This window comes from Actinomyces acetigenes (assembly GCF_031296635.1).
In the GTDB taxonomy this organism is placed as follows: domain Bacteria; phylum Actinomycetota; class Actinomycetes; order Actinomycetales; family Actinomycetaceae; genus Actinomyces; species Actinomyces acetigenes.
In genome coordinates this window covers 52,584-79,318 of the sequence record NZ_JASPFC010000013.1, presented here as the reverse complement: position 1 = coordinate 79,318, position 26,735 = coordinate 52,584, and the positions used below count along the sequence as shown (strand labels likewise).

Genomic DNA, 26,735 nt, shown 5'->3' with positions numbered 1-26,735 from the left:
CTCACCGGCTACCTGCCTCCGTACTCTAGTGGACCTCGCTGGGCGGCGGTCTTTCCAGCACCGAGATTCTTCCCACCGAGGACGCAGGCGGGGCGCGGGGCCACAGGGGGCGACGACGAGGGCCGTCCCGTTGCCATGTGGACCGCGAGCGCCGCCCGGAGCGGGAAGGATCGGTCTGCGTCACAGTGAGGACATGGAGCACCATCGTCGCGGGCCCCGCCGTCCCACCGCGCTTGGCCCACCGCTGGGCCTGTCGGAGTATTTCTCCTCGACCCTGTCGCTGGGGCTGCCGGCCAGCTGTGCGGGCTGCGGGCGCTGGGAGACGACGCTGTGCCCGCGGTGCCGGGAGCTGTTCGAGGCCGAGCCCTTCGCCGTGGAGCACGCCGAGGCCGCAGGTGACCTGGACATCTGGGCCCTGGCGTCCTACACCGGCCCGGTGCGCGCCATGGTGCTGGGGTGGAAGAACGGTGCCCGGGAGGACCTGTCGGAGGTGATGACCCGCTCCGGTCGGCGCCTGGGGCGTCGGTGGGCGCTGGCGCACCCGCCCGCGGAGGTCTGGGCCGGCTCTCCCCGGGGCTCACGGGTGCTGCTCGTGGTCCCGGCGCCCTCCGGGATCGTGCGCCGTCTGCGCGGCCGTCTGGTGGCGGCCCGCCTGGCCGATGCCGTCACCCGGGGGATCTGCGCACAGTGGGCCGGGCAGGTGCCCGCAGCGCTCGTGCTGAGCACGGACCTGCTGCGCCGTCGGGGCGGCGGAGCGCACCAGGCGGGCCGATCCTCCCGTCAGCGGCGGGGCAACCGCGCCCAGGCTCCGCGCCTGCTGGCCGCCGTCACCGACCTGCCGATCCTGCTGGTCGACGACGTCGTGACCACCGGGGCCACTCTGGGCGCCTGTGCTCGGGCCCTGCGGGCGGGCGGCGGGCGGGTCCTGGGTGCGCTGGCGCTCAGTGCCGCCCCGCCTCCGGCGCATGCGCGCATCTCGGTACCGGCCAGTCCCTCCCGCCGGCCACGGGACGCCACGGCATCCGCGTCGACAGGTGATCCGAGAGCTCCGGGTTTGTCCGCCTGCGGCGATCAGGAGGCTTCTTCCGGGCGCGGCGCGCACGAAAGGGAGGCGTGAACAGCCCCACATGGTGTACCTTATGTGGCACAACGCACAGGCGGTTTCCGACGTCGACAAGGACAGTCGACCGGGTTCCCGCCTCGGTGCCTGAGGGCCCTCACGAGGTGATCAGGAGGTGATGACACCAGTCCCGAACCCGCCGTGAGACGTGGCGGGTACTTGTCGCACACGGCCCGTCAGGGCCGGCCCACGAGCCCAGAAAGAGGTTCCACCATGGATATCACCGTCGTCGGTCGTAACGCCGAGATCAGCTCTCGCCTGCGCGACTACGTCGAGGACAAGGCCGTCAAGGTTGAGCAGTTCGACCCCCGGGTCCAGCGCGTCGAGGTGGAGGTCACCCACGAGCGCAACCCGCGTCAGGCCGACACCGCCGAGAGAGTGGAGATCACCGTCGTCTCCAAGGGCCCGATCATCCGGGCGGAGGCCTCCTCCTCGGACCGCTTCGCCGCTTTTGATATCGCCATGGGCAAGCTGACCGAGCGCCTCCGCCGGGCCAGGGACCGTAAGAAGGACCACCACCGTCGGCACACCGTGGCCGCACCGAATGAGGACCTCCAGGCAGCACCCGGCGCGGAGGAGCCCCTCGTCCCCGACACCGGTGACGCGCCGATCGAGGACTCCCCCTCGGCACCCACCGAGCCGGGTGTCGCCGTTGAGGCGCAGCTCGGCGACTCCCCAGTGGTCGTGCGTCAGAAGCTGCACGAGGCCAAACCGATGACCGTTGACGAGGCCCTCTACCAGATGGAGCTCGTGGGACACCCCTTCTACCTGTTCATCGAGAAGTCCTCCAAGCAGCCCTGCGCCGTCTACCACCGTCACGGGTGGACCTACGGCGTCATCCGCCTGGACGCCCAGGTGCTGTAGCCCCGTCACCCCGTGGCGCGGGGTCCGCCCCTGATATCCGGGTGCTCCACGGTCTTGAGGGACCGGGAGCACCCGGAGCTGCGTGTCAGGGGTGTCATCGGGGCGCGAGCCTGGCAGCGGGCGCAGGACAGGCCGGTCAGGGCAGGGGGAAGGAGGGGTCGGTGACCTCGGAGGTGAGCACCCGCCACATCGCCCCACGGCGCTGCCAGGTCTGCCCGCTCTCGTCGATGATGAGGAGGGACTCCTCGGAGCGGTCGGAGATGACGGAGCGGGCCCCGCGCACCCCGACCAGCGTGTTGACCGCCCCGCCGACCTGGACCAGACGCACCTCCGGCACGCCCCCGCCCTCGGTACCGGCAGCGGCCAGGACGCACACGGCGTTGGGGGCGCACCAGGACAGTCCGCTCGTGCCCGCCCCACTGGCGCGGGGCATCTCCAGGGCCGGTCCCAGCCCGGTGGGACGGCCGTCCTGGTCTCTGATGATGATGGCGACGGCGACCCGTCCGTCGGTTCGCCGCACGGCGATCCGCTCGGACTCCACGGACAGGTCGAAGGCCGTGACCGCGCCGTCCTGCAGCCAGGAGGACTCCAGGGTGGCGCGCTGCCCCGAGCCGTTGACGGCGGTCAGACGCCCCTCGGCCAGCAACCAGGCCCAGCCGTGCCGGTCGCCCATCGGCGCCCCCAGCCCACCGGCGCCCGCGGAGGGATCGCCCACCGAGAGGATGACGCTGGCGGACTCCTGCCCCTGGGGCAGGCGCAGCAGGCTGGAGGCCGACAACGCGTAGACGGCCCCGTCGGCTCCCAGGCTCGGGCTACTGGCGTCACTGGTCCCCAGGACCCGGTCGCTCGCCAGGGTGATGCGCCTGGCCCCCGTGCCGCGCACGACGGAGCCCTCCGACATCCCCACGATGCCTCCGACCTCGGGGGCCATCGGTGTCAGCTGGGCGGGGGCGCCGAGGTCGACGGTGCCGGCGAGCACCCGCACGTGGTCGATACCGCTGATCTGCACCAGGCTCTGCTCGATCTGGGCCACCATGAGGCGACGGGTGTCCTCCGAGGCGGGGTCGGAGTCCGCGCTCAGGTGGACGGTGGCGGTACCCGCCTCGACGACGACCCCCCGCCCCGCCCGCTCGGCGTTGCGCGGGATGAGGCTGGAGGCCCCCTGCGCAAGCCAGTCCGACGGCCCGGCCAGCAGTCCGGAGACCAGGGAGTCGGCCTGCGAGCTGCGTGGGTACCACCGCAGCTCGGGAACGAACCTGGACCGGTCCCGGGACAGGAAGGCCAGGGAGCTGACCGCGAAGTTCTGCATGAGTCGGGAGAAGGGCAGCAGGATGCCCTGGGGCAGGCCGACGATGCGCCACTGACCGGTGGAGTTGGTGGCCAGGGAGAACTCGCCGGCATAGGTGCTCCCCTCCGGGGCGGGGGTGAAGACGCCCAGGGAGCTCAGCACCCCCACCTGCCCGGAGGTCACTGTGAAGGAGCCGTTGGCCGCCACCGAGACCTGCGGCTCGGTCGACCCGCTGTAGGCGCTCACCGTCTCCAGGGGCTTCCACTGCGCGACGGCGTGATCACTGAGGAACTGCTTGGCGGTGGCGAAGTCGTCGGAGAACCCCGCGATGGTGGCGCGCAGGAAACCGTTGACGATGTCCTCGGCCGAGTCCCCCTCATTCGGTCCGGGCGCGGTCTCGATGAGGGCGTTGGTGTCGGAGGCGGCCACCCCGGAGCGGGTGACACCGCTGGAGCTCGGAAGCGCCGTGCAGCCGGTCAGCACGCCGGCGGCCGCGGCCGAGAGCAGTCCCAGCGCACCACGTCGCGACAGGCGGGACAGGGGCATCCCGAAGGGACCGACGGGCTCGGTGGGCTCGGCGGACCTGCGCCCCTGGGTGGGCGCGTTGCGGTTCATTGGCTGCGTCATCGGCGCCACCCATCTTCGTCGGTCTCCTCGGGTGTGCGGGTGGCGGGCTCCTGACCGGGAAGGACGACGACGACCCGGCCGACGTCCTCGGTGACCGCGTCATGGCTCTCCCCGGCCAGGGGGATGTCGCCCAGGACGACGCTCTGGCGCGCCCGGCGGGTTGCGGGCGCAGGCCCCAAGGGGCCGACCGGGGAGAAGGAGGACTCCTCGTCGATGGGGATGCCGGCGCGGGCCACCGCGGGCGCGTCCTGCGGGACGAGCTCGAGCGGCCCGGGGCCGCTGAGCCGGCCGGGACCGCCGTCGGCCCCCTGGGTGCGGGGCAGGACCAGTAGGAAGGAGGAGCCGTCGGCCGGCCACCCCCATGCCGACAGGCGACCGCCGTGCAGGCGGGCGTCCTCCATGGCGATGGACAGTCCCAGGCCGGTCCCTCCCAGGCTGCGCTTGCGCGAGGGGTCGGCGCGGTAGAAGCGGTCGAAGACCTTGGTGACGACGTCGGGGCTCATGCCGATCCCGTGATCGCGCACCCGCACCGCCACCGCGTCGGCGTCCACGGCGACGGTGACGTCCAGCGGCTTGCCCTCGCCGTGCTCGAGCGCGTTGACCACGAGGTTGCGGATGATGCGCTCGACCCTGGTGACATCGATCTCCGCGGTGGCCGGCTCCTCGGGAAGGTGGAGGCGCAGCTCGGTGCCGGTGGCGTCGAAGTGGAACTGGGTGGTCTCAATGACGGTGTCGACCACCTGGGCGAGGTCGACCTCCTCCAGCCGGAGCTTGACGTTGCCAGAGTCGATGCGGGAGATGTCCAGCAGGTCGGTAAGCATGGTCTCGAAGCGGTCCACTGAGTTGGACAGGACCTGGATGCTGCGCAGGGCGAAGGGATCGGAGATCTCCTCTCGCGCGTCCTGGATCTGTTCAGTGGCCAGGCGGATCGAGGCCAGCGGGGTGCGCAGCTCGTGGGAGACGTCGGAGACGAAGAGGCGCTGCACCTTGGACAGGGACTCCAGGCGCTCGATCTGGTCCTCCAGCGAGGTCGCCATGTGGTTGAAGGACCTGGCCAGGGTGGATATCTCGTCCTCCCCCTCGATGCTCAACCGCTCGGCCAACAGCCCGGAGGCCAGCCGTTCCGCGGCCCGGGCGGTGTGCCGCACGGGGCTGAGCACCCATCTGGTGAAGGCCCACACCACGACGATGAGGATGGCCAGGAAGCCCAGCCCCCCGATGGTGATGTTGCGCGAGGCCAGGGAGACGATGCGCTGCTCGCTGGCCAGGCTGTAGACGAGGTAGAGGTCGTACTCCCCGGCCAGGGGCAGACTCACCCGGGTCCCTACGATGAGCCCCGGGTCGGTGCCCCCCTCATCGTTGGGAACCGCCACCGACTGCCAGTACTGGGCGCGCGCCCCGCCCTTGTCGAGGGCCTGGGACATCTCAGGGGTGATGAGGGAGCGCAGGCGGGTGTCGGTCTCCAGGTCGTTGACGACCGTCGTGGAAGTCTCCTCCTCGTTGCGCAGCATGAGAACCCCCACCCCTCCGGAGGAGGAGATCGAGTTCTTGGCGCCGTTGACCTGCTGCTCCGCCGCGGCCGAGACCTCGTCAACGGTGACTGCCGTAGTCGAGTCGAACTCGGCCTGGGCGACGCTGGCGCGCAGCGCGGCGTCGGCGAGGATGACGTCCCGCTGATCGGCGAACACCTCGGAGCGGATGCGGTCGGTCACGAAGGTCAGCAGCAGTACGATGAGGAGCAGACCGATCACGGTGGCGGTGCACACCATGCGCACCTCGAGGCTGCGGCGCAGCAGTCCCGGCAGAGGCAGACGCCGAACCAGCCGCTCCTCCGCGGTGCCCACCGATGAGCCCATCGACGTGCCCCCTGAATTACGCATCGGGTTCATTGTATGGCGCCCGATGCGCCGTCGCTCACGCGGATTCGCCGACCCTGTAGCCGACACCGCGCACCGTCACCACGATCGAGGGGCGCTCGGGGTCCTTCTCGATCTTGGCCCGCAGGCGCTGAACGTGAACATTGACCAGACGGGTGTCGGCCGGGTGCTGGTAGCCCCACACCTGGCTGAGGAGCTCCTCGCGGGTGAAGACCTTCCACGGTGAGCGGGCCAGGGTCACCAGCAGCTCGAACTCCAGCGGCGTCAGGGAGATGACCGACTCGCCGCGCTTGACCTGGTGGCCGGCGACGTCGATGTCGAGGTCCCCGGCACGCACGTGCTCGGCCGCACCAGGGTTGGTGCGACGCAGACGGGTGGAGACGCGGGCCAGCAGCTCCTTGGACTTGAAGGGCTTAGTCACGTAGTCGTCCGCACCGGCCTCAAGACCGGCGACGACGTCCTGGGTGTCGGTGCGCGCGGTCAGCATGATGATCGGCACGTCGGACTCGGAGCGGATGAGCCGGCAGATCTCAACGCCGTCAAGCCCCGGAAGCATGAGGTCGAGCAGGACCAGATCGGGGGTGACCTCGTGGAAGGCGTCCAGGGCCTTGGCCCCGTCATGACAAAGTGTGGGCGTGTAGCTCTCCGACTCCAGCATGATGCCGATCATCTCGGCCAGGGATGCATCGTCGTCGACGACCAGAATGCGCGTGCTCATAGCCCGTATCTTGGCATGACCCCCAGGACCCGAGGGACATCCGGGCCACCGAGGTGGCGTCCACAGTTTCCCCAGGAAATTAAGAGAATCCCCTCAGTTACGGGAAAAACCGGCGTCAGCGCACCCAGAAGCCGGGAATATTGCGGCCGAACCGTAATCTTCGAAGCGCCCCCGAACCCGGTCCGAGGGCGCGCACGGAGCCCCCGCGGCACGAATTCCTCCTTCAGGGGGAGGGCCAGACGACGGCCGGGCATGACAGCATGGACTTATGAGTACCGACTTCCCCCCTGACGGCAGCGGTCCGAGCGAAGTTCCGGGCCGCGAGGCTCCCGGCGGCCCCGGCGGCGACTTCGTCGGAGGCGACCAGGACGGGTGGCAGGCCCCCGACGCCGGCGCCTTCACAGGAGCCCCCTCCTACCCGGCACCGGGAACAGCACCGGGAACAGCACCGGGAACCCAGTACCCCGGCTACGGCGGATACCACACGCCACCGGTGGGCCAGCCGGGCTACGCAGGCGCCTCAGGTCCCGGTAACCCCCCTTATCCCGGTGCCCCGGGCGCCCCCGGGTACGGGTATCCGGGTTACGGCGGCTACACGTCGGTCCTGGCCCCCAAGCCCTCGATCATTCCGCTGCGTCCGCTGTCGATCGGGGAGATCCTCGGGGGAGCCTTCGAGTCCCTGCGCGCCAACCCCAAGGTCATGTTCGTGCCCTCGCTGGTGGTGATGAGCATCGTGGGGCTCATGTCCGCCGGCAGCCTCGCCCTGTTCATGTCCCGGCTCGGCCTGCCGAACCTGGCGTCCGGGAAGATTGAGCTCTCCGAGGCCGAGACCAGGGCCCGCCTGGACCAGCTCGGGTCATCGTTGGTGAGCCTGTTCGTCCAGCTCGGCGTGACCAGCGTGCTGAGCATGCTGGCGACCTCGATCATCATCGGCCTGCTCATCGTGACCGTCTCACGCACCATTCTGGGCCGTAAGGCGTCCCTGAGCGACGTGTGGCGGCGCACCCGGCCGCGAATGTGGGCGCTCATCGGCCAGACGCTCCTCATCGAGCTCATCCTCGGCGTCATCACCGCCGTCTTCGCCGCGATCGCCGTCGGCATCGGCTGGGCTCTCCTGGGCAGCATCATCGTCAACGGAGCCGATGAGGACTCCGCCGGGACCATCATCCTCGCCATCTTGGCGGTCCTGGCGGTGATCGTCGTGCTCGGGCTGGCGACCTTCGCGCTGATGTGCAAGCTGTGCCTGGCACCGGCGGCACTGGTCCTGGAGAACATCGGCGTCCTGGAGGGGATCTCCCGCTCCTGGACCCTCACCCGGGGCTACTTCTGGCGGATCGTCGGCATCCGCCTGCTTTCTTTCATCATCGTCTTCGTCGCCACCCAGATAGTGTCCCAGGGCGTGTCCATCGTCACGCAGGGGATCGTGTACGCCGCTCCGAACACCACGATCGCGGTCCTGGTGGTATCGACGCTGCTCAACAGCCTCATCCAGGCCGCGATCCTGCCCTTCGACTCCGCCGTGGTCGCGCTCATGTACACCGACCTGCGGATGCGCTCCGAGGGCCTGGACGTCGAGCTGCGTCACGCCGCCGGAGTATGAGCCGGCCGTGACACCTCTCAGGACGATCAGCGCGCAGGCCCCGGCAACCCCCGACGCCGACGAGGCCCGGCGCGCCGCGGGCAGGGAGCTCTCCCGCCCGATCTACCACGATCATCACGATCTGTGGGACCGGCTCTGGAGCTGGCTCCGGGGGCTCTTCGATGCCGACGGCCTGGTCCCCGGGGCTCCCCCCTGGGTGTCGACACTCATCGTGGTCCTCGTCGTCGCCGCCGGCCTCGCGCTGCTGATCCTCCTGCTGACCAGGTTCTCCTCGGCGCGCCGGGTTGCGACGCCGCCCTCGCTGTCGGTGCTCACCGACGACCGCGATGCCGACACCCTGACCCGGGCCGCGGACGCGGCGGCTGCACGGGCCGACTTCGCCACCGCCGTCGTCGAACGCTTCCGCGCCATCATCCGTTCCCTCGACGAACGCGGGATCATCGACGAGTACCCGGGCATGACGGCCCTGGAGGCGGCCGCGCTCACCCACCGGACCCTTGGTGAGCACCGGGTCGTGTCCCCGCTGTACGAGGCCGCCCACCTGTTCGATGCCGTCCTCTACGGTCGGGTCGTCTCCACCAGCGCCCAGGACCAGCAGATGCGCGAGCTCGCCGATCAGATGGCCACGGCCTCCCTCCCCATCGGACGAGTTCTCGTCGGCGCCTCGGCCCAGGACCCGAGGACGCAGGCATGAGCACCTTCACGACGACGTCGCAGCCCTCCGCTCCCCCGCCCTCCCCGGTCGAGGCCGCCGAGACCCGGGGGACGGCACCGTCCTGGTCCCGGCGCTGGCGCCGGTGGCGCCCTGGTGTCATCGCGGTAGCCCTCATGCTCATCCCCGTCCTGGTGACCGTGTGGACCCGGACCGTCACCTCCACGACACCCCTGGCCATTGACAACCCCAAGGACTGGGGAACCATGGCGCTCGCCGAGCTGCTGCGCCACGAGGGGATCTCCGTGAGCAAGGCGGGCAGCCTCACTGAGGCCGTGGACGCCAGCCGCCAGGGCGCGACCATCGCCGTGGTCAACGCCGACCAGCTCAGCGACCAGGACAGACAGGACCTGGCCCAGGCGGGCGGAGACGTCGTCGTCATCGGTGCCAACGGCGGCAGCGACGCCCTCAAGGGACTGACGGGCATGACCGCCAAGGGCACCGCGGCAACGGCTTCAGCCACTCTGGCGCCGCAGTGCGACGACGCCGACGCCCAGGCCGCCCGGAGCCTTGCCGGCACGCGCGCCTCCGTGTCCCTGCAGGGCGATGGCGACGCCGTCGGCTGCTTCCCGGTGGGCGAGGACCGTTACGCCTATGCTACGGACTCCCTGCCCAGCGGTGCCACGCTGCGGGTCCTGCCCGATCCCGCACTGGTGACCAACGCGCACCTGGCCCAGGAGGGGCACGCGGCCCTGGGAGTACGCGCGCTGGGCCATCACAGCCGCCTGCTGTGGCTGGACGGACAGCACAGGGAGGCGCCCTCCGTGTGGAACTCCCCCTCCACACCCCCCTGGCTACCGGTCCTCATCTTCCAGCTCCTCGTCATCGCTGGAGCGCTGGCAATCGTCCAGGGGCGTCGCTTCGGCGACATCGTGAGCGAGGATCTGCCCGTCGTCGTGCGCTCCACCGAGACCACGGTGGCGCGCGGGCGTCTCTACCGCCAGGGCTCGGACCGGCCCCGGGCGGCTCAGGCCCTGCGCTCGGGTACCGCGCTGCGTCTGGGCGCCACTCTAGGTCTGCCCCCCGGGACCTCGCGCCGCGACGTCATCGCCGCCGTCTCCCTGGCCTCGGGCATCGCCCCGGGCACGGTGGACTCTCTTCTCTACGGTTCACCGCCCTCCAGTGACAGTGCCCTGGCCACCCTGGCAGTTCAGCTCGACCAACTCGAGAGCGAGGTTCACTCCACATGAGCACGGACAGCACCGACCCCACCCGCGCCCCGGGCGTCGCAGGCGACGCGGATACCGGCGCCCCCCGCCCCCAGGCCTCTGAGGGCCCGGACGCCTCGGGGACCCACAGCGCCCCCCAGGTCTCCTCGCCCTCCCCCCACGGGGAGGACGGCTCCGACCCGCGCAGGCGCCTGGTGGCCGTGCGCAGCGAGGTGGGCAAGGCCGTCGTCGGCCAGGAGGCGGCTGTGACCGGGCTGGTCATCGCCCTGCTCGCCGGCGGGCACGTCCTGCTCGAGGGCGTCCCCGGCGTGGCCAAGACCCTCCTGGTGCGGTCGCTGGCCATCGCGCTGGACGTGGAGACCAAACGCATCCAGTTCACCCCCGACCTCATGCCCGGAGACGTCACCGGCTCGCTCATCTACGACTCCCGCAGCGCCCAGTTCTCCTTCCGGGCCGGCCCCGTCTTCACCAACCTCCTGCTGGCTGACGAGATCAACCGCACCCCGCCCAAGACGCAGTCGGCACTGCTGGAGGCCATGGAGGAGCGCCAGGTCTCCATCGACGGCGAGCCCCGGGCCCTGCCGGATCCGTTCATGGTGATCGCCACCCAGAACCCGGTGGAGTACGAGGGGACCTACCCGCTGCCAGAGGCCCAGCTGGACCGTTTCCTGCTCAAGCTGGTGCTGCCCCTGCCCGAGCGGGCCCAGGAGATCGAGGTACTCTCCCGCCACGCCTCGGGATTCGATCCGCGAGACCTGCCCTCGGCGGGGCTACGGCCGGTCGCCGGGGTCCAGGATCTGGCTCAGGCCCGCGCCCAGGTGAGCACCGTCGGAGTCACGCCGGAGGTGCTGGCCTACGCGGTGGATCTCGTGCGCACCACCCGCTCCATGCCCTCGGTGGCCCTGGGGGTCTCACCGCGTGGGGCCACGGCGCTCCTGGCCACGTCACGGGCCTGGGCCTGGCTCGCCGGCCGCTCCTTCGTCACTCCCGATGACATCAAGGCACTGGCACTGCCGGCTCTGCGCCATCGCATCAAGCTGCATGCCGAGGCCGAGATGGAGGGCATCACCCCTCAGTCCGTCATCGAGGCCGTACTGAGAACCGTTCCGGTCCCCCGCTGAGGCGTCGGCCGACGACGACCACGAGCACAGAACCGATCACCTGACCGACTCACGACAGGAGTGGCATGTTCCTGACGATGCGCGCCGTGTGGGCGATGCTTGCGGGGATCGCCCTGGTCCTCATCGCGCCGCGCCCGGCAACCGTACTGGCCTGGGCCGGCGTGGTCACGGTCCTCGTCGTGATCGACGTGGTGAGCGCGCCCTCGCCGACGGTGCTGCGGGCCTCGCGCTCCGTGAGCCACGGAGTGCGGCTGGGCGAGTCGATCACCGCGACACTGACGCTCACCAACACCGGTCGGCGCACGGCCCGCCTCCTGCTGCGCGATGCCTGGCCCCCCAGCGCCGGAGCGACCCACGAGCGCGGGACGATGACGCTTCCACCGGCCCAGCGCCGTCGTCATTCCACGGTGCTCACGCCCCGACGCCGGGGGGATCGCGAGGCGGGACCGTTGACCGTCAGGGTGATGGGTCCCCTGGGCATCGCGGGACGGCAGGCGTCATTGGATGTTCCTGCCTCCGTCCGGGTCCTGCCGGCCTTCCGCTCACGTCGCCATCTGCACTCGCGCCTGGCCCGGCTGCGGGAGATGGACGGGCGCAGCGCCGTCATGGTGCGCGGGGAGGGGACCGAGTTCGACTCCCTGCGCGAGTACGTCGTCGGAGACGACGTGCGCTCCATCGACTGGCGCTCCACCGCCCGCCGGGGCGAGGTGCTGGTGCGCACCTGGCGCCCGGAGCGTGATCGCCGGGTTCTCATCATCATCGACTCGGGCCGCCTGTCCGCCGCCCGGCTGGGAGACGCCCCCAGGCTCGACGCCCAGATCGAGGCCACCCTGCTGCTGGCGGCTCTGGCCTCCCGCGCCGGCGACCGGGTCGACGTCCTGGCCATGGACGACGCCGTGCGCGCACAGGTGCGGGGCAGCGCCGGACCGGTGCTCATGACCGAGCTGGCCGAGCACCTGACCGACGTGGAGCCGCACCTGACCGAGCTCGACTGGACCCTCGTGGCCTCCCTGGTGCGTACCACGCTCTCGCAGCGTGCGCTGGTGGTGGTCATCTCCGCCCTGGACGGCAGCGCCGGGGACGCGACGATGATTCGGACGCTGGCGGCTCTGGCCCGGGAGCACACGGTCGTTCTCGGCTCGGCCCTGGACCCCGAGCTGGAGGAGCTCAGGTCGACGCGTGACGACACCGACTCCGTGTACGTGGCCGCCTCCGCGGAGAAGGACCTGGTGGAGATGCACGCCGTGCGCCGCCGCCTGAGCCGCGGTGGGGTGGAGGTCGTGGAGGCTGCGGACCAGGGGCTCGCTCCGGCACTGGCCGACTGCTACCTGGACCTCAAGGCGGCGGGGCGGCTATGAGGCGCACTGCGACAACAGCCTGCTCAGCCGGCCTCGGGCTGGACGTAACCGGCCTCGTCCTCCTCGAGGTCACCCGTGGCTCCTGCGGCGACGGCGGAGCGGCCCAGGATGAGGGTGTAGGCCCACAGCAGTGCCAGTGCACCGGCTCCGATGGTGATCTTGACCGACCAGGCAATGGGGGCCGGAGTCACAAAGGCCTCAATGAGTCCGGCAACAGCCAGGGCGGCCGTCAGGCCCACGGCCACCGTGATAAGAGCGCGTCCCTCGGCGGCCAGCGCGGCGGCGCGGCTGCGCCGGCCGGGGACCAGCGTCGTCCAGAAAATCTTAAGTCCGGCCGCGCCGGCGATGAAGATGCAGGTCAGCTCCAGCAGGCCGTGAGGCGAGATGAGCGAGAGGAACACGCCGAGCATGTTGTGGTCGGCCATGACCGCCCCGGCCTGTCCCACGGCGACGGCGTTCTGGTACAGCATGTAGAACGGCAGGAACCCCGTGATCCCTCCGGCCACGCAGATCGCTGCGATACGGGCGTTATTCGTCCACACCGCAGCGGCGAAGTCGGGGGCGGAGTACGTGGAGTAGTAGGACTCGAAGGCCTCATGGGCGTAGGTGTCCAGCTTCTCGGGGCTGCCCAGGGCGGCCATGGCCTCAGGACTGCGCAGGGTCCACACCCCCACCACCAGCGCCAGGGCGATCTCGGCGACCATGACTCCGCAGGTCCACCACCGGATGCGGTAGAGGGCCGCGGGCACGGACTGGAGAACGAAACGGCGCACCGAGTGGCTCCTCACCTCCCGCGTTCCGGTCAGGCGGCCGCGAGCCGCGGCCACTCGGGAGGACAGCTCGGCGATGAGCTGCGGATCCGGCGCGGCCGAACGCACCCGCGACAGATGGCGGGCGCAGGTGCGGTAGAGAACCACGAGCTCATCAGTCTCAGCCCCGCTGAGGTGGCCGCGCCCCACGAGCACATCGAGACGTTCCCACTGATCGCGGTGCGCCGCGGAGAAGGCATCAAGATCCACGCAAGGAGTCTGTCATGACGGCCGCACCCCCCACATCCTCCGAGCGAATGATCGAGCCTGAGCTGCTCATCACCGGCGAGGCGGTCGCCCTGGACATCACCCCGGCAACGGTCGCCAACCGCATGGTCTCGGGGCTCATCGACTACACCGTCTACGCCCTGGGGGCAGGAGTGTCCGTGCTCGTGGTGATGGGACTGGTCATCGGTAACAGTTCGGACCTCGCTGAGAACCTCGCCTTCCTTCAGGCGCTGCTGTCCCTGGTGGCCCTGGCCTGGCTGGTCGTCATCCCCCTGCTCGTCGAGCTCCTCAGCCGGGGCCGGAGCCTGGGCCGCATGGTGGCCGGGGCCCGGGTGGTGCGCGACGACGGCGGCGCCGTCAGGCTGCGCCACTGCCTGGTGCGCACCCTGCTGGCCGTCGTCGAGATCTGGGGCACCTGGGCCGTGCCGGCCCTGTGTGCCAGCATCGTCTCCAAGCGTGGGAAGAGGTTCGGGGACATGCTGGCCGGCACCTACGTGGTTCGAGAGCATCACCGCTCCCACACGGCGCCGCCGCTGCTGATGCCCCCGGAGCTGGTCCAGTGGGCGGCGGGCACGGACCTGCGCGCCCTGCCCGGGGGCCTGAGCCTGACAGCGCGCACCTTCCTGCAGCGCGCCTCCTCCCTCGTGCCTTCCTCCCGCCATCAGCTGGGGCTCGAACTGGCCTCTCAGGTCCAGGGATACGTCTCTCCCCCGCCTCCCGCGGGCACGCACCCTGAGCGGTTCCTCGCCGCGGTTCTCACCGAGCGGCGTAACCGTGAGCTGGTGCTGGAGAGCCGCAACCGCCGGCTGGAGGAGGACGTGCTGCGAGACATGGCCCGCCCGCCCTATGGGGTGGGTCGGGAGACCCGCCGGCGCTGAAGCACCCCGGGCTCGTCCCCGCCGACGGACCATCCGGGCCACGGCGGGGGCGAGCCGCCTTATCCCCGCGGGGCGGGGCCGGGCGCGGTCACACGTGATGCCTCGTGGATGAGGAGGATCGGCACGCCGTCGCGCACCGGGTAGGCCAGGTGCGCACTCCGGGAGACCAGCGTCGGGCGACCGGCCTCGTCGAGGCCGTCAACGAGCTCGTCACCGCTCAGCGGGCAGCGCAGAGTGGACCTCAGCCCGCAGGGGAGGACGGCCCGCTGCTCAGGCGCGGGGACAGTGTCCGGCCGGTTCATGCGTCACCCTTCTGCCCGCGTAGGACCCGCAGGTGCCCGCGCCGCAGGATCTCGTCCTCGGCGATCTCCGGCGGGGGCGGCAGCGGCGCCGTCAGGGAGGCCGGCATGATCCCGCCGGGGCGGGGCCGGTGCTCGGCCGGTGAGGCGACCGGACGCGGAGCGCGGGAGGCCTCACGAACGGCGTCGGCCAGGGCCAGGAGGTCGTCCTCACTGGGGGGCGCCGGCTCGAAATCGGTGGCCAGGCGGATGATCTGCCAGCCGCGGGGGGCCGTGAAGGAGGAGACGTGCTTATCGCACAGGTCATAGGCCTCGGGCTGGGCCTCGGTGGCCAGTGGCCCCAGCACGATCGTGGAGTCCGCATAGACGGAAGTCAGGGTGGCCACGGCTGGGCGCTCGCAGCCGGGCTTGCGGCAGTGTCGGACTCTTCTCACGCTCGCAGGTTACCGTGCCGTTGCCCGCCGGTCATCCAGACGCCGCCTAGGCTGGCCGATGTGACCGACCTGTTCCCCTTCTCGCCCGGGCAGACTCCCCTGCGATCCGCCGCGGCACCGGGGCGGCGCCCGAGTAGTCGTCGCGACCGTCACGGCCGGGGGCTGCGCGGTCCGCTCCTGCCGCCGAACCTACCGGCCTGGCGCACCCGTGCCGAGCGCTTCGACGAGCTGGTCGTGGACGCGGCCCAGGACCTGGCCAGGCGCTGGCCGCCGGTGGATCAGATCCAGTTCGCCGTCGAGGAGGTCCCGCCCTCGGATCCGGCGCCCTGGGAGCGCTCGGTGGTCCTGGGACGCGGCTTCACCGCGGAGCCTCGCGCGGGGCTGCCGGCGCGCGTGGTCATCTACCGCCGACCGGTGGCCTCCCGAGCCACGAACGAGGCCGAGCTGGCCGACCTGGTGCACCGTGTCGTCGTCGAGCAGGTGGCCCTCATGCTGGGACGCCGACCCGAGGAGATCGATCCCGGCTCGGCTCCGTGAACCGTCGGCGCGCTTTTTCGAGCCGGGCAGATTTCGCGGAGCCCAACCGTTTTTCCGCCCGGCTACGCGAAGAATGCCCGGTTGGGCGAGAAGGGCGAGAAGAAGGCGTGCGTCAGTCCAGCAGGATGCGGCGCTGGGCCTGAACGGTGGCGTCGGGCTGAGCCGGCACGGTGGAGATGAGTGTGCCGGCCACGTCTCCGTCGGCCTGCGCGGTCACGATGGTCGCGGCGGCCAGGCCGCTGGAGGTTCGCGAGGTCTCCGACGAGCCCTCCTGACCGGCTGCGTTCAGGCGGACGGCGGAGACCTCGGCCGGCACCTCGACGACGACGGAGGCGCCCTTGGCGACCTTGACGTCCTGCTTCCAGGAGCCGTCGAGGGAGGACAGGGTCACCGAGGTGGTCTCACCACTGTTGGCCACGGTGACCGCTGAGCTCAGGGAGGCCGCGCGCGGCACCGCCAGCAGGCCGGAGTCGACGGCTCCAGGCAGCGCGGCCTGCGCCCACGCCTGGTCATGGACGAGGGCCTTGGAGCGCGCGGGGTACTCACCGCCGCTGCGCACCATGCGGGCAGCGGCTCCCACCGGCGTACTCGAGGTGACCTGCACGCCGTAGGTGCCCGCGGGCACGCCCGCCAGCTGGATGTCGAAGACGGAGCCGGCGTCGATGGTCACGGACTGCGCCCCGCTCAGCGGGCGGGCCCCGTCCTTGCCGAGCATGGTCACTGACACGGTCGCCGGGGCCGCTGCGGGGTTGACGATGCGCACGGCTGGGGTGTCGGAGGAGTCGGCGCTGGTCTTGGCATCGGGAGCCTCGCCCTGGGCGGCGGGCTCGACGATCTCCACGCCAGGGATCACGAGGTCGGTGGCCGGGGCGGATCCCGGGGTGATGACGTCGGTGCCGGCGGGGGTCTCCCCGTCGAGGGACTCGGTGACGAGGGTGGGCACCACGGAGCCGCCGTCGGCCTCGACGGATACGGCGATGCGCGGGTCCTGGCTGCCCTTCGTCTCCAGGGCCAGGGAGGAGGAGCCGCCCGCGGGCACGGTGATCTCCCCGTTGCCGGGCAGGCTGAGTCGGCCGATGGAACCGTAGAGGGTGACTTTTGCAGTGGCGGGGGTGACGCCGGGGTTGACCAGTCGCAGCTCGGCCGAGGAGCCCGCCGCGATGGAGCCGCCCACGATCCAGGACATGGCGGCCGGCTGGGTGCAGGGGGCGGCGGTGAGCCCCCGAAGGTCACCGCTCTTGGTCAGAGTCGTCACCGCCCCGACGGCGTTGGCCACCCGGCCGTCCGCGGGGACGAGGGTGAGGATTCCACCCTCGGCAGTACTCATGGAGGTGGCGGTGTCAGTGGGGATGCTCCGACCCGCGTAGGTGGCCGACTGGGCGCTACCGGCTCCCTTGACTGGGACGATGGCAGTGGCGGACTCCATGGCGCCGACGTCGGTCCCCCGCAACGTATTGGTGGGCGCGTGCGGGCAGACGTAGGTGGTGGTGCCTCCGGGCTGGGCCAGGCTCAGGGCCTGCAGCTGGGGAGTCGGTGTGGTCGGCGCGGCGTGCCCCCACCAGGTGACGCCTCCGACGGCTGCGGCGAGCGCGAGGGAGGTCAGGACGCCGACGCCGCGGGCGACCGTCTGCCCCAGTGACCGGCGGTGCCGTCTGGTGCTGTTCGACCTTCTCCGACGCTTCGTGGAGGGGTTGTCGGGCTCGGCGGGCCGGGCGGCCTGGGAGACGGCGGTATCAGTCTCATCCTCCGCCACGGCATCGGTACGGGAGGCGTCGTCAGCGGCCTCGTCGGTGGAGGCGCTGCCCGAGTCCTGATCCTGGCCGGCGGGGCTGTCAGCGCCCTCGTCCGCGCGCTCGTCGTCGGTCTCGTTGTCGGCCTGCTGCGGGCCCGGGCTCGTCGACTCGTGCTGCGGGGGCTGGGGCTCGGACTTCTCCGGTGGCTCCTGCTGGCTGTCGGCGTCGTCCTGACGGGGCTGAGTCATGAGGCCGTCTCCTTTCCGCGTCGCAGGGGCAGTGCCGCCACCAGCGTCAGGGCCCAGACGGCCCAGATCGTGTAGGTCGCGGCGGCAGTGGACCTGCGGGTGTGGGTGACCACCAGCTCCCCGCCCTCGGAGCCGACCGCGAAGCCCTGCTTCCAGCTGCCGTCCTGGGCGCGAACCGTGGTGGCCTCAAGGCGGCGGCCGTCGAGGGTGGCGCTCCAGCCGGCGTCGGAGCGCTCCACCATGACGAGGGTGCGGGGGCCGGCTCCGGCGGGAATCCGGGTGCGGGTCCCCGAACCGGCACCGGTGGAGGCGACCGGGGTGACCTCACCGCCGGAGTCCAGGAGGCTCAGGCGGGCCGAGTCGGGGTGCGCCGAGGACGTGACCCGCCAGGAGTTGCCCGAGGCGGTCTGGGCGAGCTGCTCCAGTCCGGGCGTCGAGGCCAGGCCCACGCGGGCCTCGGCGGTGACGGCGTCACCCTCCTGGTCATCGAGCAGGACGACGGCGATGCCGTGGGCCGCCAGGGCGTCGGCGGCCCCCTTGTCCTGGCCGGCGGTGGCGCGGGTGACGATCTGGGCGAGCTCGGCGTCAGCGGGATCGTCCAGGACGAGAGCCTGACCTGAGGAGGCGCTGGTGGGCCTGGTCCGCCGACCGTCCTTGCTGGGCCTGAGTCCGGGGTCGGCCAGCGCCGCTGCGGCACGGGTGCGCGCCTCGACGTTGACCGCTCCGGGCAGGACGTCGCTGACCTGGGTGCCGGGCCCGCGCCAGATGGTGGCCTGAAGCCCCTGCGGCGTGGAGGTGAGTCTGAGGACCCTTCCGGCCGCCTGCGAGCCCTGGAACTGCTCGGCGATGAGCGGGATCTGCTGGGGCGTGGAGTGCAGCGCCAGGACCCGCGGGTTGCTGGCGCGGTGGGCCTGGTAGGACCAGACGCCGCCGACCACCACCGGGGCGAGCAGGACGAGGCAGGCGACCGTCGTGAAGGCCGCTGTGAGGCGGCGCGATCGCCTCCGCCTCGCCGTGGGGCCACCTGCCGGGGAGGAGGCCGCGTCGGCATCCTTCCGGCTCCTGCGTTCCAGGGCGCGACGGCCGCCTCTGGAACGCTGCCCGAGCAGGGCCCAGATGGTCTCTCCGGCGGTCAGGGCCGCTGCGAGGAAACCGCTCAGCGCCAGGGAGAGACCGGCCCCGGACCACCCGTTGACGGGAGCCAGGCCGCTTCCGTCAACGTCCGGGCCCAGCCCGGTCGGGGTACGCAGGCATAGCCCGGCCAGGAGGAGGCCGCCCACGGCCAGGAGGATGCCGGTGCGGGCCACCCGGACGCGCCGGGAGACGAAGAGCCCGATGACGCCCAGGGCCGGGACCAGCACGAGCAGTACCCGCAGCAGGACGCTCAGGGCCCCGGAGGGCACAAGGGCGTCCAGGTCCATCGGGGAGCCGACCAGCAGGTCGAGGCTGCTCGGCGCCGGTGCGGAGACGGGCAGGCCGATGTCGGTCAGCAGCAGCCGGACCCCTTCGGCCCACCCTGCGCTCCGACCCAGGCGCCAGGCGCCCCACCAGGCCGGGGCGGCGGTGACCAGCATGGGCACCAGGGTGAGGACGAGCTTGAACCCGCGTCGGGTGGTCACCGACAGCAGCAGGATGATGACGGCCAGCACGGCGGCGGTGGCCGGGACGGCCGCGACGACGACGCTCAGCAGCAGTCCTGCGACTGCGGCGGCTGTCGCCGACCCGTAGCCGTACTTCTCGGTGGGAGGCAGGTCAACCTCGGCCTCCCGTGCCGCCTGGGCCCGGGCCGCACGGCCAGTCTCCGCCTCATCCTCACCGCGGTCATGAGCCTCATCGTCCGAGGTGTCATCCGGGGCGGGGTTACTGTCAGCCTCCCCGTCCTGGGCGGGCTCGGCATCGCCCTCAGCATTCACTGCATTCACTGCATCCGCAGCATCCACTGCGTCCGCAGCATCCTCAGTGCCCTCGGCCCTCGAGTCGGCCTGCGCTTCGGCCTGCGCCTCCTCATCCAGGTGGGCGAGGTCGGTGACCTTCTCGGTGGAGAAGCGGTCGAGCTCGGCGCGCTCCTCGTCGGTGAGCAGGTGGGCACCCACCAGTCCGGACAGAACGAGGTCCCGTCGGTCGGCGCCTACCGCGCGGGCCAGGGCCAGCAGCGCCCAGGGGAGGACGAGGTGGACCAGGAGAGCGCCGAGGCGCCCTTGGCCCAGGGCGAGCAGGAGGCTGGGGGACAGGGCCCACACGAGTGCCGCCCAGGCCCGTAGCACCACCTTCCGGGTCATCGTGCCGGCGGCGAACCACGCCCCCAGCGCCGCCAGGGGCAGGGCCAGGAGAACCAGGGCGCTGATGAGCGCGCTGGTCTCCAGACCCACCAGTCTTCCCAGGGCCGCCGGTAGGGCAAGGATGGCCAGCAACGGGGTGACGCCGCCCGGGTATCCGTCCGCGGTGGCGATCCAGGTGCTCCAGGCGCTGTCCCACATCTGACGCCAGTCGCCGCTGAACAGGGGCAGGGCCCCACCGGTGATGGAGCGGGTCAGCAGCAGCCGGGACAGGCCGTAGGTGCTCAGTACCAGTACCAGCACCATGACCGCGCTCAGGGTGCGGCGCCGGCTGCGGGCCAGTGCGGCGAGCTCGCGCAGCTCGAGCTCGCTGGGAGCTGCCGCACGGGCGCGACGCTCGCGCTCCTGGCGGGTGCGGTCGCGGCGCACCCCGCGAATCTCGGCCGCCGTGGCGTAGAGGCGCCCCAGCGCGGATGCGGGCACCTTGGTGTGTTGAGCGAGCCGGCGTCTGGCGGCCCTGACCCGTCGGCCGCGTCCGGCCACGGCCAGAGCCGCACCGAGCTCGTCTCGGGCCAGCGCCGGCGCCTTGGAGGCCAGGCGCCACACGAAGCGCATGAGTCCGAGGATGACGAACCAGGTCAGCAGCAGGCCGATGGGCCGGGCGGAGAAGGCCGCCCAGTTGGTGAGCTGGGCGCTGCGCCGGGCCCGGAAGGACCTCTCCGGGTCGGGCTCGGGCAGCGCGACCTCGATGGCCTCGGCGTCGGTGCGGGGCTGCGCACCGGAGGAGTGCGAGACGGACGCGGGGCGGCGAAGCCCCTGGTAGGAGGCCCGTCGGTGGCGGATGACGGCGGTGGGTTCGACGATGACGCGGTATCCGGCCAGGCGCGCGGCGCGCGAGAACTCCAGACCGTCGCCGAAGGGGCCGAGCCACGGGGCGATGCCGCCGATCTCCTCCCACACGGCCCGGTCGACGAGGGCGCCGGCGGTTCCCACGGCCAGGACATCGCTGCGGTCATCGTGCTGGCCCTGGTCGACCTCGCCGGGGACGATGTCGTTGGCGCGCCGGGCCGAGGCGGTGGCGCGCAGCCCGACCTCCAGAAGCAGCTCGGGGTTGTCCCAGCCCACCTGCTTGGGCCCGACGACTCCCACGGAGCGCGCATTGGTCGCGGCAGTCAGCAGCCGCTCGAGGCAGTCCTCAGCTGGGGCGGAGTCGTCATGGAGCAGCCAGAACCACACCTGGTGCTCCGGCATCTCCGGGGCGGCCTCGGTGGGAGCCACGAGCCGCTGCTCGTAGGCGGTGATCGGTGACAGCGCCCCGGTGGGGCCAGTGATGGGACCCGAGCCCGACAGCAGCAGGTCCCGCACCGAGGTGCGCGGCCCGTTCGAGGTGGCCTCACTGTCCGAGCCCTCTGCGTCGTCGGCGCCCTCCGAGCTGCGGCGCTTGCGGTTGCCGGCGGCCACGAGTCCGGCGTAGGCGGTCAGCCCCCGGGAGACGGCGTCTCCGAAGTTCTTGGCCTCCTTGGCCCTGACGACGCGCACCGCGGTGACGGTATCCAGCCCCGACCGCTCCACGAGCTCCTCGATCGGGGTCCCGTCCCCCAGCCCGTTGGCTCGCGAGGCGACATCGACGACGAGGACGACGTCGGGCGCGCAGGTTTGTGAGGTGATCGCGGACAGTGTCTGCGCCAGAAACGGGCTCGCCCCGGCCGACACGACGACGGCCAGGGCTCCTACCCGACTGGCTCCCTGTGTGGAGCCGGCGGGGGTCATACCGCGCGACGCTTGAGCTTGCGCCGCTCGCGCTCCGACATGCCGCCCCAGATACCGAAGCGCTCGTCGTTGGCGAGGGCGTACTCGAGGCACTCCTCGCGAACCTCGCAAGTCGCACAGACTCGCTTGGCCTCGCGTGTGGAACCGCCCTTCTCAGGGAAGAAGGCCTCAGGGTCCGTCTGAGCGCACAGAGCGCGCTCCTGCCACGCCAGAGGACCTTCATCGACGTCGTCACCGCCACCGAAGAGGAGTGACAGCACCTCCGCGTCAGGCTCCTCTGGGTGCTTCAGTGGGCCGTCGCCGAGGATGTTCCACATGCCGGCCTCCCTTCGATCCGAGCTTCTTGCCAGTAAGAATTACATGCGTGTGAGACAAGGCCAGTCAAGCCGGGGAGGGAAACTTCACCCTCTCGTGACCGTCGACATCATTCCTTGATATATCAAGGAATACCCCCATCTGGTTGCCACCATATGTTGACTTCCTACAAATCCCCTGAGAGGCTCCCGCTACCTGACTGACAGCAGAAATACCCACGGTGTTCCAGAGAATTTCAGGGCACCTGACGCACGGTGACATATTGCTCCGACCGACTGGGCATTACCAGGGAGGTTCCTGAAAGTCAGTGGATCTGCTTCAATCGGGGTCATGCCAGATCCCCTGCTGCCGCTGCTCCCCGGCCCTCAGGATGCCGACAGGCCGTGGCTCATTTGTTATGGAATCGACGAACGAGTCGAGCTGACCGGACACGTCCTGTCCATGTGGCTGGCGAAGACCGCGGGATTCGTCACATCGGAGTCGGCACCCGGTGATGGAGTCCATGTGGCACTCCCTCCTCACTGGCGGACCGTCGCCTGGGCGTGCGGTACGTGGCTGGCGGGGCGCAGTGTGCTCCTGGGGAGCAGCGAGGAGATCCGTGCCGCCGGCCTCGTCCCCGAGCTGAGCGTGGCCTTCACCCCGGAGAGCCTCTGCGAGGAGGCCGAGGCGCAGGTGCTGGTCCCGTCCGCCTCGCTGGCGCTGCGCTGGCCGGGCGAGCTACCCGCTCTCGTGCTCGACGGCGCCGCTGACCTCATGCACTATCCCGACCACTTCACTCCGGTGAGCGCCGCTGGCGACCTGACGTGCCTCAGTGACCTCACCGCTGAGATGGCAGTGCCTGCGGATCCGGGCGCTCCTGCGGGCACCGTCCCGTCGAGCGACGGGCCCACCATCCTCACGCGCGCCCAGCTGGTGGCCCAGGTCGAGGCGGCCGGCGCATCCACAGGGGCCGACAAGGCCTCCGCCTCGCGTGCCGTCCTGGTGCGCAGCCCCGACACGGCCCAGATGCTCCAGGAGGTCCTAGTCGCCTGGCGCACCGGACGTACAGCGGTGGTTCTCACCCCCGAGGCGGGTGACGACGTCGCCGCGGCCGCCGTCCGGCAGGAGGGCATCACCGAGTGGGTCGGCGGGTCTCAGTCACACTGACGCCCCGTTGAGCACCGGGGTCAGGGGACGTCGGCCTGGACGAGGGCCCCCTCCCCCTCCACGAACAGGCTGCGTTCGTCGGCACCGACGAACACGGCCTCGCCTTGGGCAAGGGTCTGGGAGTCGGCCTGGGACACCAGGGTCATGGCGCCCTCGACGGCCAGGAGGATGCGCGGCCCCCGTCCGGGGACCGGCAGGCGCCCGTCGGCGGCCACCACGGTGGTGACCATGAGCTCGAAGTCGTCCACCGGCGCGTAGTAGGCGCGGGTGGCACGAGAGAGGTACTCGGGGGCCGGGCGCACCGGCGGCGCCGCCACGTAGTCGACACAGGCCAGCATCTCGGGGACGTCGATGTGCTTGGCGGTCAGTCCGGCGCGCAGCACGTTGTCCGAGGAGGCCATGACCTCCACGCCCAGACCGGAGATGTAGGCGTGCACGCTTCCCGCGGGCACGAACAGTGCCTCACCGGGCTGCAGGGTGACGGGGTTGAGCAGGAGCGCGGCGGCAATGCCGGGGTCTCCGGGGAAGGTGTCGGCCATCTTCACGGCGTTGGAGTCCACCCGCAGCGACGGGGAGGTGCCGGCCTCGAACCTGGCGGCGATCTCAGCGACGAGGGCGTCGATCTCCTGGGGGCTTGGACGGGTGGCGGCTGAGACGACGTCGGAGAAGACCTGCCGGATGCCGTAGCGGGTGGGGTTGAGACGCAGGGTGCGTCGCATCCGGCGGGCCAGGGGGCTGTCCAGCCCGGAGAGGACCTCGACGGCGCGGCGCGGGGCCCGGAAGCCGGCAACGGCCTGGAAGCGGGTAAGGGCCAGGACCATCTCCGGCTTGTGGTTCGTGTCCTTGTAGTTGCGGCAGGGGTGGTCCAGGGCGATGCCCGCCTCGTTCTCCAGAGCGTAGCCCTCGGCGGCCTGGGCCTGACTGGGGTGGACCTGGAGGGACAGGGGCTGCTCGGGAGCGATGAGCTTGAGGAGGAAAGGCAGCCGGCGCCCGAAGCGCCAGATGATGTCCTCACCCAGGAGACGCTCCGGCTCGGCGTCGATGAGCTCGGACAGCACGCCGCCCTCAGCAACCTGGGCGGGACCGGCCGGGTGGGATCCGTACCAGGCTTCGGCCCAGGGGGCGCCGTCCTCGGCCCTGCCCAGAAGGGCGGGGATGGCCGAGGTCGACCCCCAGGAGTACTGCTGTCGGGCAGGCTCAAGTCGTCTCATAGTGCCTCACCGTACCGGCACAGGATCCCAGCCGAGCTCGTGAGGGAGTCCTTCGGATACTTCTCCCCCATGAGACTCGACGCCACCTGTCTTGAGGCAGTGGCTCCCGGGTGGATTGGGAGGCGGTGGGGGCGGGCAGGCGGGGCATGATGACCAGAATGGCGGTGGCCCAGTAGACGTAGACGCCGGAGGCCAGGACCGCGAGCAGGTTCCACTGGGGGGAGCCGTAGCGCACGAGGTGCTCGGGGAAGTGGGTGGGGGCGATCAGCATGACGACGCCACTGCCCACCGCCGCCAGGCACTCGAGATCCCACCCGGTTCTACGCACGCCTGAGGCGAGCCCGACGACGGCCCGCCACACGAGAGTCATGACGAGGGGAAGGGCGAAGACCCAGTGGTGTACCCAGGCCACGGGCGAGACCATCGGGGCGATGAGACCGACGATGCCGAAGGCGAGCAGGTCATCGCCGTGGCCAGTCAGGCGCGCGGACTGCCGAGCGATGACATACACGACGGCGATAGCCAGTACCATCCAGACAGCAGATGACAAGGGAGCCGGGAGAACTCTGGAGAGCAGTCCACGCAGCGACTGGTTCTCGGTGTCCCACCAGGTGGAGGCGACTCGGGTGGAGTCCCATACGGCCGACCCCCAGAAGGTCAGGGACTCCCTGGGAGCAAGGAGGAATCCGATACCAGTGCAGGTGGCGGCACTGCCCAGTGAGACGAGCAGCGCCCGCCAGTCACGTCTGAACAGCGGCAGCAGGAGGAAGACGGCGGGTGTGAGCTTGACAGCGATGGCGATGCCGGTGAGCAGGCCACGCGGCCAGGGAGTCCGGCGGGGGAGCCAGTCGGCGGCCAGCAGGGTGATAAGGAAGAGCCCGACCTGTCCCCATGTCAGGTGCGAGACCACAGGCATGAGCAGAGCCAGGGCGTTGGCGGCGGCCAGCGCGGTCCAGACTCCACCGCCGCAGCGGCGGATAACGATCCAGGAGAGGATGGCGAGCGCCGCCAGGCAGGCCACGGTGTGGGCGGCCGCCGCTCGTACCGGGCCGCCGAGCGCCGTGCCTGTGAGCAGGGCGGCCCCGAAGGGCGGGTAGGTGAAGTACATGAGGAAGCCGGGTACCCCGGTGTCGAGCGGCTCGGCATAGAGGGGCTGGCCGTGAAGGAGATGCTGCGCTCCTACCCGATAGACGAGGAAGTCAATGTGCAGCTCCGGCTGAAGAGCAGCGTCGAGGAGGGCACCGACAACTGTCACCAGTGACCACAGGACAATGAGGGCGTGGGCTGCCCTGGTCGTTCCCCAGCGCGGTAACGCATTATCCATATGAGGTGCTCTTTCCAGCCGACGGGAAGGACCCGGGGCGGGTGACGAGAGAGGACTCGCTGAGGGCCACCGCGCACCGGAGCAGAACCTGAACAGGCTCCAGAAAACGTCCCAGAGAACCCTGAACCCAACCCTGCCGACCGGCAGTATTCCACTGATCGACGCCCCCATCTACCTCAGCATCGCACCGACCTCAATTCATGACTCTGTTCTTCATCACAGTGCTCGCTGCTGCGCACCTGCCCCAAGAAAAGCTCGCACTCCCATCTCTGGTGACCGCGGGAGCACCGGTGAGGGTGACGTCGAAGACGAGCCGGCCTCACGCAGGTCCTCCTAGCCGTTCACCTCCGGAGCCGGGAAGGGGGTGACGTCGGCCAGACGGGGGTGCGCCTTGTCCTTGTCGGAGAGGATGGCCTCACTCAGCGCGATCGGCCAGGGCACGTTCACCGTCTCATCGGCCAGGTTGAGGAAGGTGTACTGGGCGTCGGACGACCAGTGGTCGTTGACCAGGTAGGTGTAGGCAGTGTTGGGCTCCAGCGTCTGATAGGCGTTGCCCACGCCCCGAGGCACGAATACCGCCACCGACGGGTCGATCTCGCAGGTGTAGACGGCTCCGAAGGAGGGCCCCTCGCGCAGGTCCACCCAGGCACCAAAGACGCGGCCGGTGGCCACCGAGACGAACTTGTCCCAGGGCTCGGCGTGGATGCCGCGGGTGACCCCGACCTCGTTGTTGAAGGAGATGTTGTTTTGAACCGGCCCGAAGTCCGGCAGCCCCAGGGCCAGCATCTTCTCCCTCTGCCAGTTCTCCTTGAACCAGCCGCGGTTGTCCCCGTGAACAGTCAGGTCGATCCGCAGGAATCCCGGAATCGGCGTCTCCTCGATGGCGAGCGGCTTGCCCAGCTCGATCTGCCCCATTGATGGCCCCTTCTGTACGCACTGGTCTCAGTCTCGGCGCCACCGTGTCTGCGAGGCGCCGCCGTGCGAGTCTATCGGCGCGGCCTGCTCGACACCCCTCAGACGGGGCCGCCAGGGACGGAACGTGCCGGAAACCACGGAGAAGAGCTCCCGATCCG

Annotated in this window: 22 protein-coding genes; 10 read left to right on the top strand and 12 right to left on the bottom strand. The window is 70.8% G+C overall.

What is annotated here, in order from left to right; all coding sequences use genetic code 11:
- Window positions 1-193 precede the first annotated feature (193 nt).
- Window positions 194-1,117, top strand: a complete 924-nt coding sequence (locus RIV14_RS07080) for a ComF family protein (protein ID WP_075373222.1) — start codon at window positions 194-196, stop codon at window positions 1,115-1,117.
- A gap of 216 nt (window positions 1,118-1,333) precedes the next feature.
- On the top strand, window positions 1,334-1,984 hold the full coding sequence (gene hpf / locus RIV14_RS07075) for a ribosome hibernation-promoting factor, HPF/YfiA family (RefSeq protein ID WP_075373223.1): 651 nt from the start codon (window positions 1,334-1,336) through the stop codon (window positions 1,982-1,984).
- Window positions 1,985-2,120: 136 nt separating this feature from the next.
- On the opposite strand, the gene RIV14_RS07070 is transcribed toward hpf, so the two are convergent.
- From RIV14_RS07070 to mtrA, 3 genes are read right to left on the bottom strand one after another with little or no spacing between them, the layout of a single operon-like run.
- Window positions 2,121-3,899, bottom strand: coding sequence for an LpqB family beta-propeller domain-containing protein (locus tag RIV14_RS07070; RefSeq protein ID WP_075373224.1), 1,779 nt, complete (start codon window positions 3,897-3,899; stop codon window positions 2,121-2,123).
- Window positions 3,896-5,779: an MtrAB system histidine kinase MtrB gene (gene mtrB / locus RIV14_RS07065; RefSeq protein ID WP_070660242.1), complete on the bottom strand. Its 1,884-nt coding sequence runs from the start codon at window positions 5,777-5,779 to the stop codon at window positions 3,896-3,898. Before mtrB ends, RIV14_RS07070 begins: the two co-directional genes overlap by 4 nt.
- 34 nt (window positions 5,780-5,813) lie before the next feature.
- The gene (gene mtrA / locus RIV14_RS07060; protein ID WP_070660245.1) at window positions 5,814-6,494 is read right to left on the bottom strand and encodes an MtrAB system response regulator MtrA; all 681 of its coding nucleotides are present in this window, start codon (window positions 6,492-6,494) and stop codon (window positions 5,814-5,816) included.
- 268 nt (window positions 6,495-6,762) lie between these two features.
- On the opposite strand from mtrA, the gene RIV14_RS07055 reads away from it, so the two are divergent.
- The 5 genes from RIV14_RS07055 to RIV14_RS07035 all read left to right on the top strand — a co-directional run bounded on the left by RIV14_RS07055 (window position 6,763) and on the right by RIV14_RS07035 (window position 12,454).
- Entirely contained in the window at window positions 6,763-8,094 is a 1,332-nt protein-coding gene (locus RIV14_RS07055; protein ID WP_075373225.1) for a DUF7847 domain-containing protein, read from the top strand.
- A gap of 7 nt (window positions 8,095-8,101) precedes the next feature.
- Complete coding sequence (locus RIV14_RS07050) at window positions 8,102-8,788, top strand: DUF4129 domain-containing protein (RefSeq protein ID WP_075373226.1); 687 nt, start codon at window positions 8,102-8,104, stop codon at window positions 8,786-8,788.
- A complete protein-coding gene (locus RIV14_RS07045; protein WP_075373227.1) occupies window positions 8,785-9,996 on the top strand; it encodes a DUF4350 domain-containing protein in 1,212 nt (403 codons plus the stop codon). Before RIV14_RS07050 ends, RIV14_RS07045 begins: the two co-directional genes overlap by 4 nt.
- On the top strand, window positions 9,993-11,096 hold the full coding sequence (locus tag RIV14_RS07040; protein ID WP_075373228.1) for an AAA family ATPase: 1,104 nt from the start codon (window positions 9,993-9,995) through the stop codon (window positions 11,094-11,096). The genes RIV14_RS07045 and RIV14_RS07040 overlap by 4 nt, the downstream gene beginning before the upstream one ends.
- Window positions 11,097-11,161: 65 nt before the next feature.
- On the top strand, window positions 11,162-12,454 hold the full coding sequence (locus tag RIV14_RS07035; protein WP_075373229.1) for a DUF58 domain-containing protein: 1,293 nt from the start codon (window positions 11,162-11,164) through the stop codon (window positions 12,452-12,454).
- A gap of 23 nt (window positions 12,455-12,477) precedes the next feature.
- On the opposite strand, the gene RIV14_RS07030 is transcribed toward RIV14_RS07035, so the two are convergent.
- Window positions 12,478-13,473: a stage II sporulation protein M gene (locus tag RIV14_RS07030; RefSeq protein WP_075373230.1), complete on the bottom strand. Its 996-nt coding sequence runs from the start codon at window positions 13,471-13,473 to the stop codon at window positions 12,478-12,480.
- Window positions 13,474-13,487: 14 nt separating this feature from the next.
- Here RIV14_RS07030 and RIV14_RS07025 point away from each other — a divergent pair, with 14 nt between their 5' ends.
- Complete coding sequence (locus RIV14_RS07025; RefSeq protein WP_075373231.1) at window positions 13,488-14,369, top strand: RDD family protein; 882 nt, start codon at window positions 13,488-13,490, stop codon at window positions 14,367-14,369.
- A 59-nt stretch (window positions 14,370-14,428) separates the two neighbouring features.
- Here the strand turns inward: RIV14_RS07025 and RIV14_RS07020 are convergent, their stop codons facing one another.
- Both RIV14_RS07020 and RIV14_RS07015 read right to left on the bottom strand, forming a co-directional pair.
- A complete protein-coding gene (locus RIV14_RS07020; protein WP_075373232.1) occupies window positions 14,429-14,671 on the bottom strand; it encodes a Trm112 family protein in 243 nt (80 codons plus the stop codon).
- Window positions 14,668-15,102 carry a DUF3499 domain-containing protein gene (locus tag RIV14_RS07015; protein WP_070660278.1) on the bottom strand — a complete coding sequence of 145 codons (435 nt, stop codon included), beginning with the start codon at window positions 15,100-15,102 and terminating at the stop codon, window positions 14,668-14,670. The genes RIV14_RS07020 and RIV14_RS07015 overlap by 4 nt, the downstream gene beginning before the upstream one ends.
- A 60-nt stretch (window positions 15,103-15,162) precedes the next feature.
- Between RIV14_RS07015 and RIV14_RS07010 the strand changes: the two genes are divergently transcribed.
- Window positions 15,163-15,639, top strand: a complete 477-nt coding sequence (locus RIV14_RS07010; RefSeq protein WP_256694917.1) for a metallopeptidase family protein — start codon at window positions 15,163-15,165, stop codon at window positions 15,637-15,639.
- 112 nt (window positions 15,640-15,751) lie between these two features.
- On the opposite strand, the gene RIV14_RS07005 is transcribed toward RIV14_RS07010, so the two are convergent.
- Genes RIV14_RS07005 through RIV14_RS06995 form a run of 3 tightly spaced genes read right to left on the bottom strand, consistent with a single transcriptional unit; the run spans window position 15,752 to window position 21,983 of the window.
- The gene (locus RIV14_RS07005; protein WP_075373233.1) at window positions 15,752-17,620 is read right to left on the bottom strand and encodes a DUF5719 family protein; all 1,869 of its coding nucleotides are present in this window, start codon (window positions 17,618-17,620) and stop codon (window positions 15,752-15,754) included.
- Window positions 17,617-21,666 (bottom strand): glycosyltransferase family 2 protein, encoded by a 4,050-nt coding sequence (locus tag RIV14_RS07000; protein WP_075373234.1) that lies wholly within the window; start codon window positions 21,664-21,666, stop codon window positions 17,617-17,619. The genes RIV14_RS07005 and RIV14_RS07000 overlap by 4 nt, the downstream gene beginning before the upstream one ends.
- Entirely contained in the window at window positions 21,663-21,983 is a 321-nt protein-coding gene (locus RIV14_RS06995; RefSeq protein ID WP_003787027.1) for a WhiB family transcriptional regulator, read from the bottom strand. The genes RIV14_RS07000 and RIV14_RS06995 overlap by 4 nt, the downstream gene beginning before the upstream one ends.
- A gap of 328 nt (window positions 21,984-22,311) precedes the next feature.
- Here RIV14_RS06995 and RIV14_RS06990 point away from each other — a divergent pair, with 328 nt between their 5' ends.
- A complete protein-coding gene (locus RIV14_RS06990; protein WP_075373235.1) occupies window positions 22,312-23,127 on the top strand; it encodes a TIGR03089 family protein in 816 nt (271 codons plus the stop codon).
- 20 nt (window positions 23,128-23,147) lie between these two features.
- Here RIV14_RS06990 and manA read toward each other — a convergent pair whose 3' ends face one another.
- From manA to RIV14_RS06975, 3 genes are all read right to left on the bottom strand, one after another.
- The gene (manA, locus tag RIV14_RS06985; protein ID WP_075373236.1) at window positions 23,148-24,338 is read right to left on the bottom strand and encodes a mannose-6-phosphate isomerase, class I; all 1,191 of its coding nucleotides are present in this window, start codon (window positions 24,336-24,338) and stop codon (window positions 23,148-23,150) included.
- Window positions 24,325-25,662 carry a glycosyltransferase 87 family protein gene (locus tag RIV14_RS06980; RefSeq protein ID WP_075373237.1) on the bottom strand — a complete coding sequence of 446 codons (1,338 nt, stop codon included), beginning with the start codon at window positions 25,660-25,662 and terminating at the stop codon, window positions 24,325-24,327. Before RIV14_RS06980 ends, manA begins: the two co-directional genes overlap by 14 nt.
- Before the next feature lie 333 nt (window positions 25,663-25,995).
- Window positions 25,996-26,577 (bottom strand): dTDP-4-dehydrorhamnose 3,5-epimerase family protein, encoded by a 582-nt coding sequence (locus RIV14_RS06975; protein ID WP_075373238.1) that lies wholly within the window; start codon window positions 26,575-26,577, stop codon window positions 25,996-25,998.
- Window positions 26,578-26,735 lie beyond the last annotated feature (158 nt).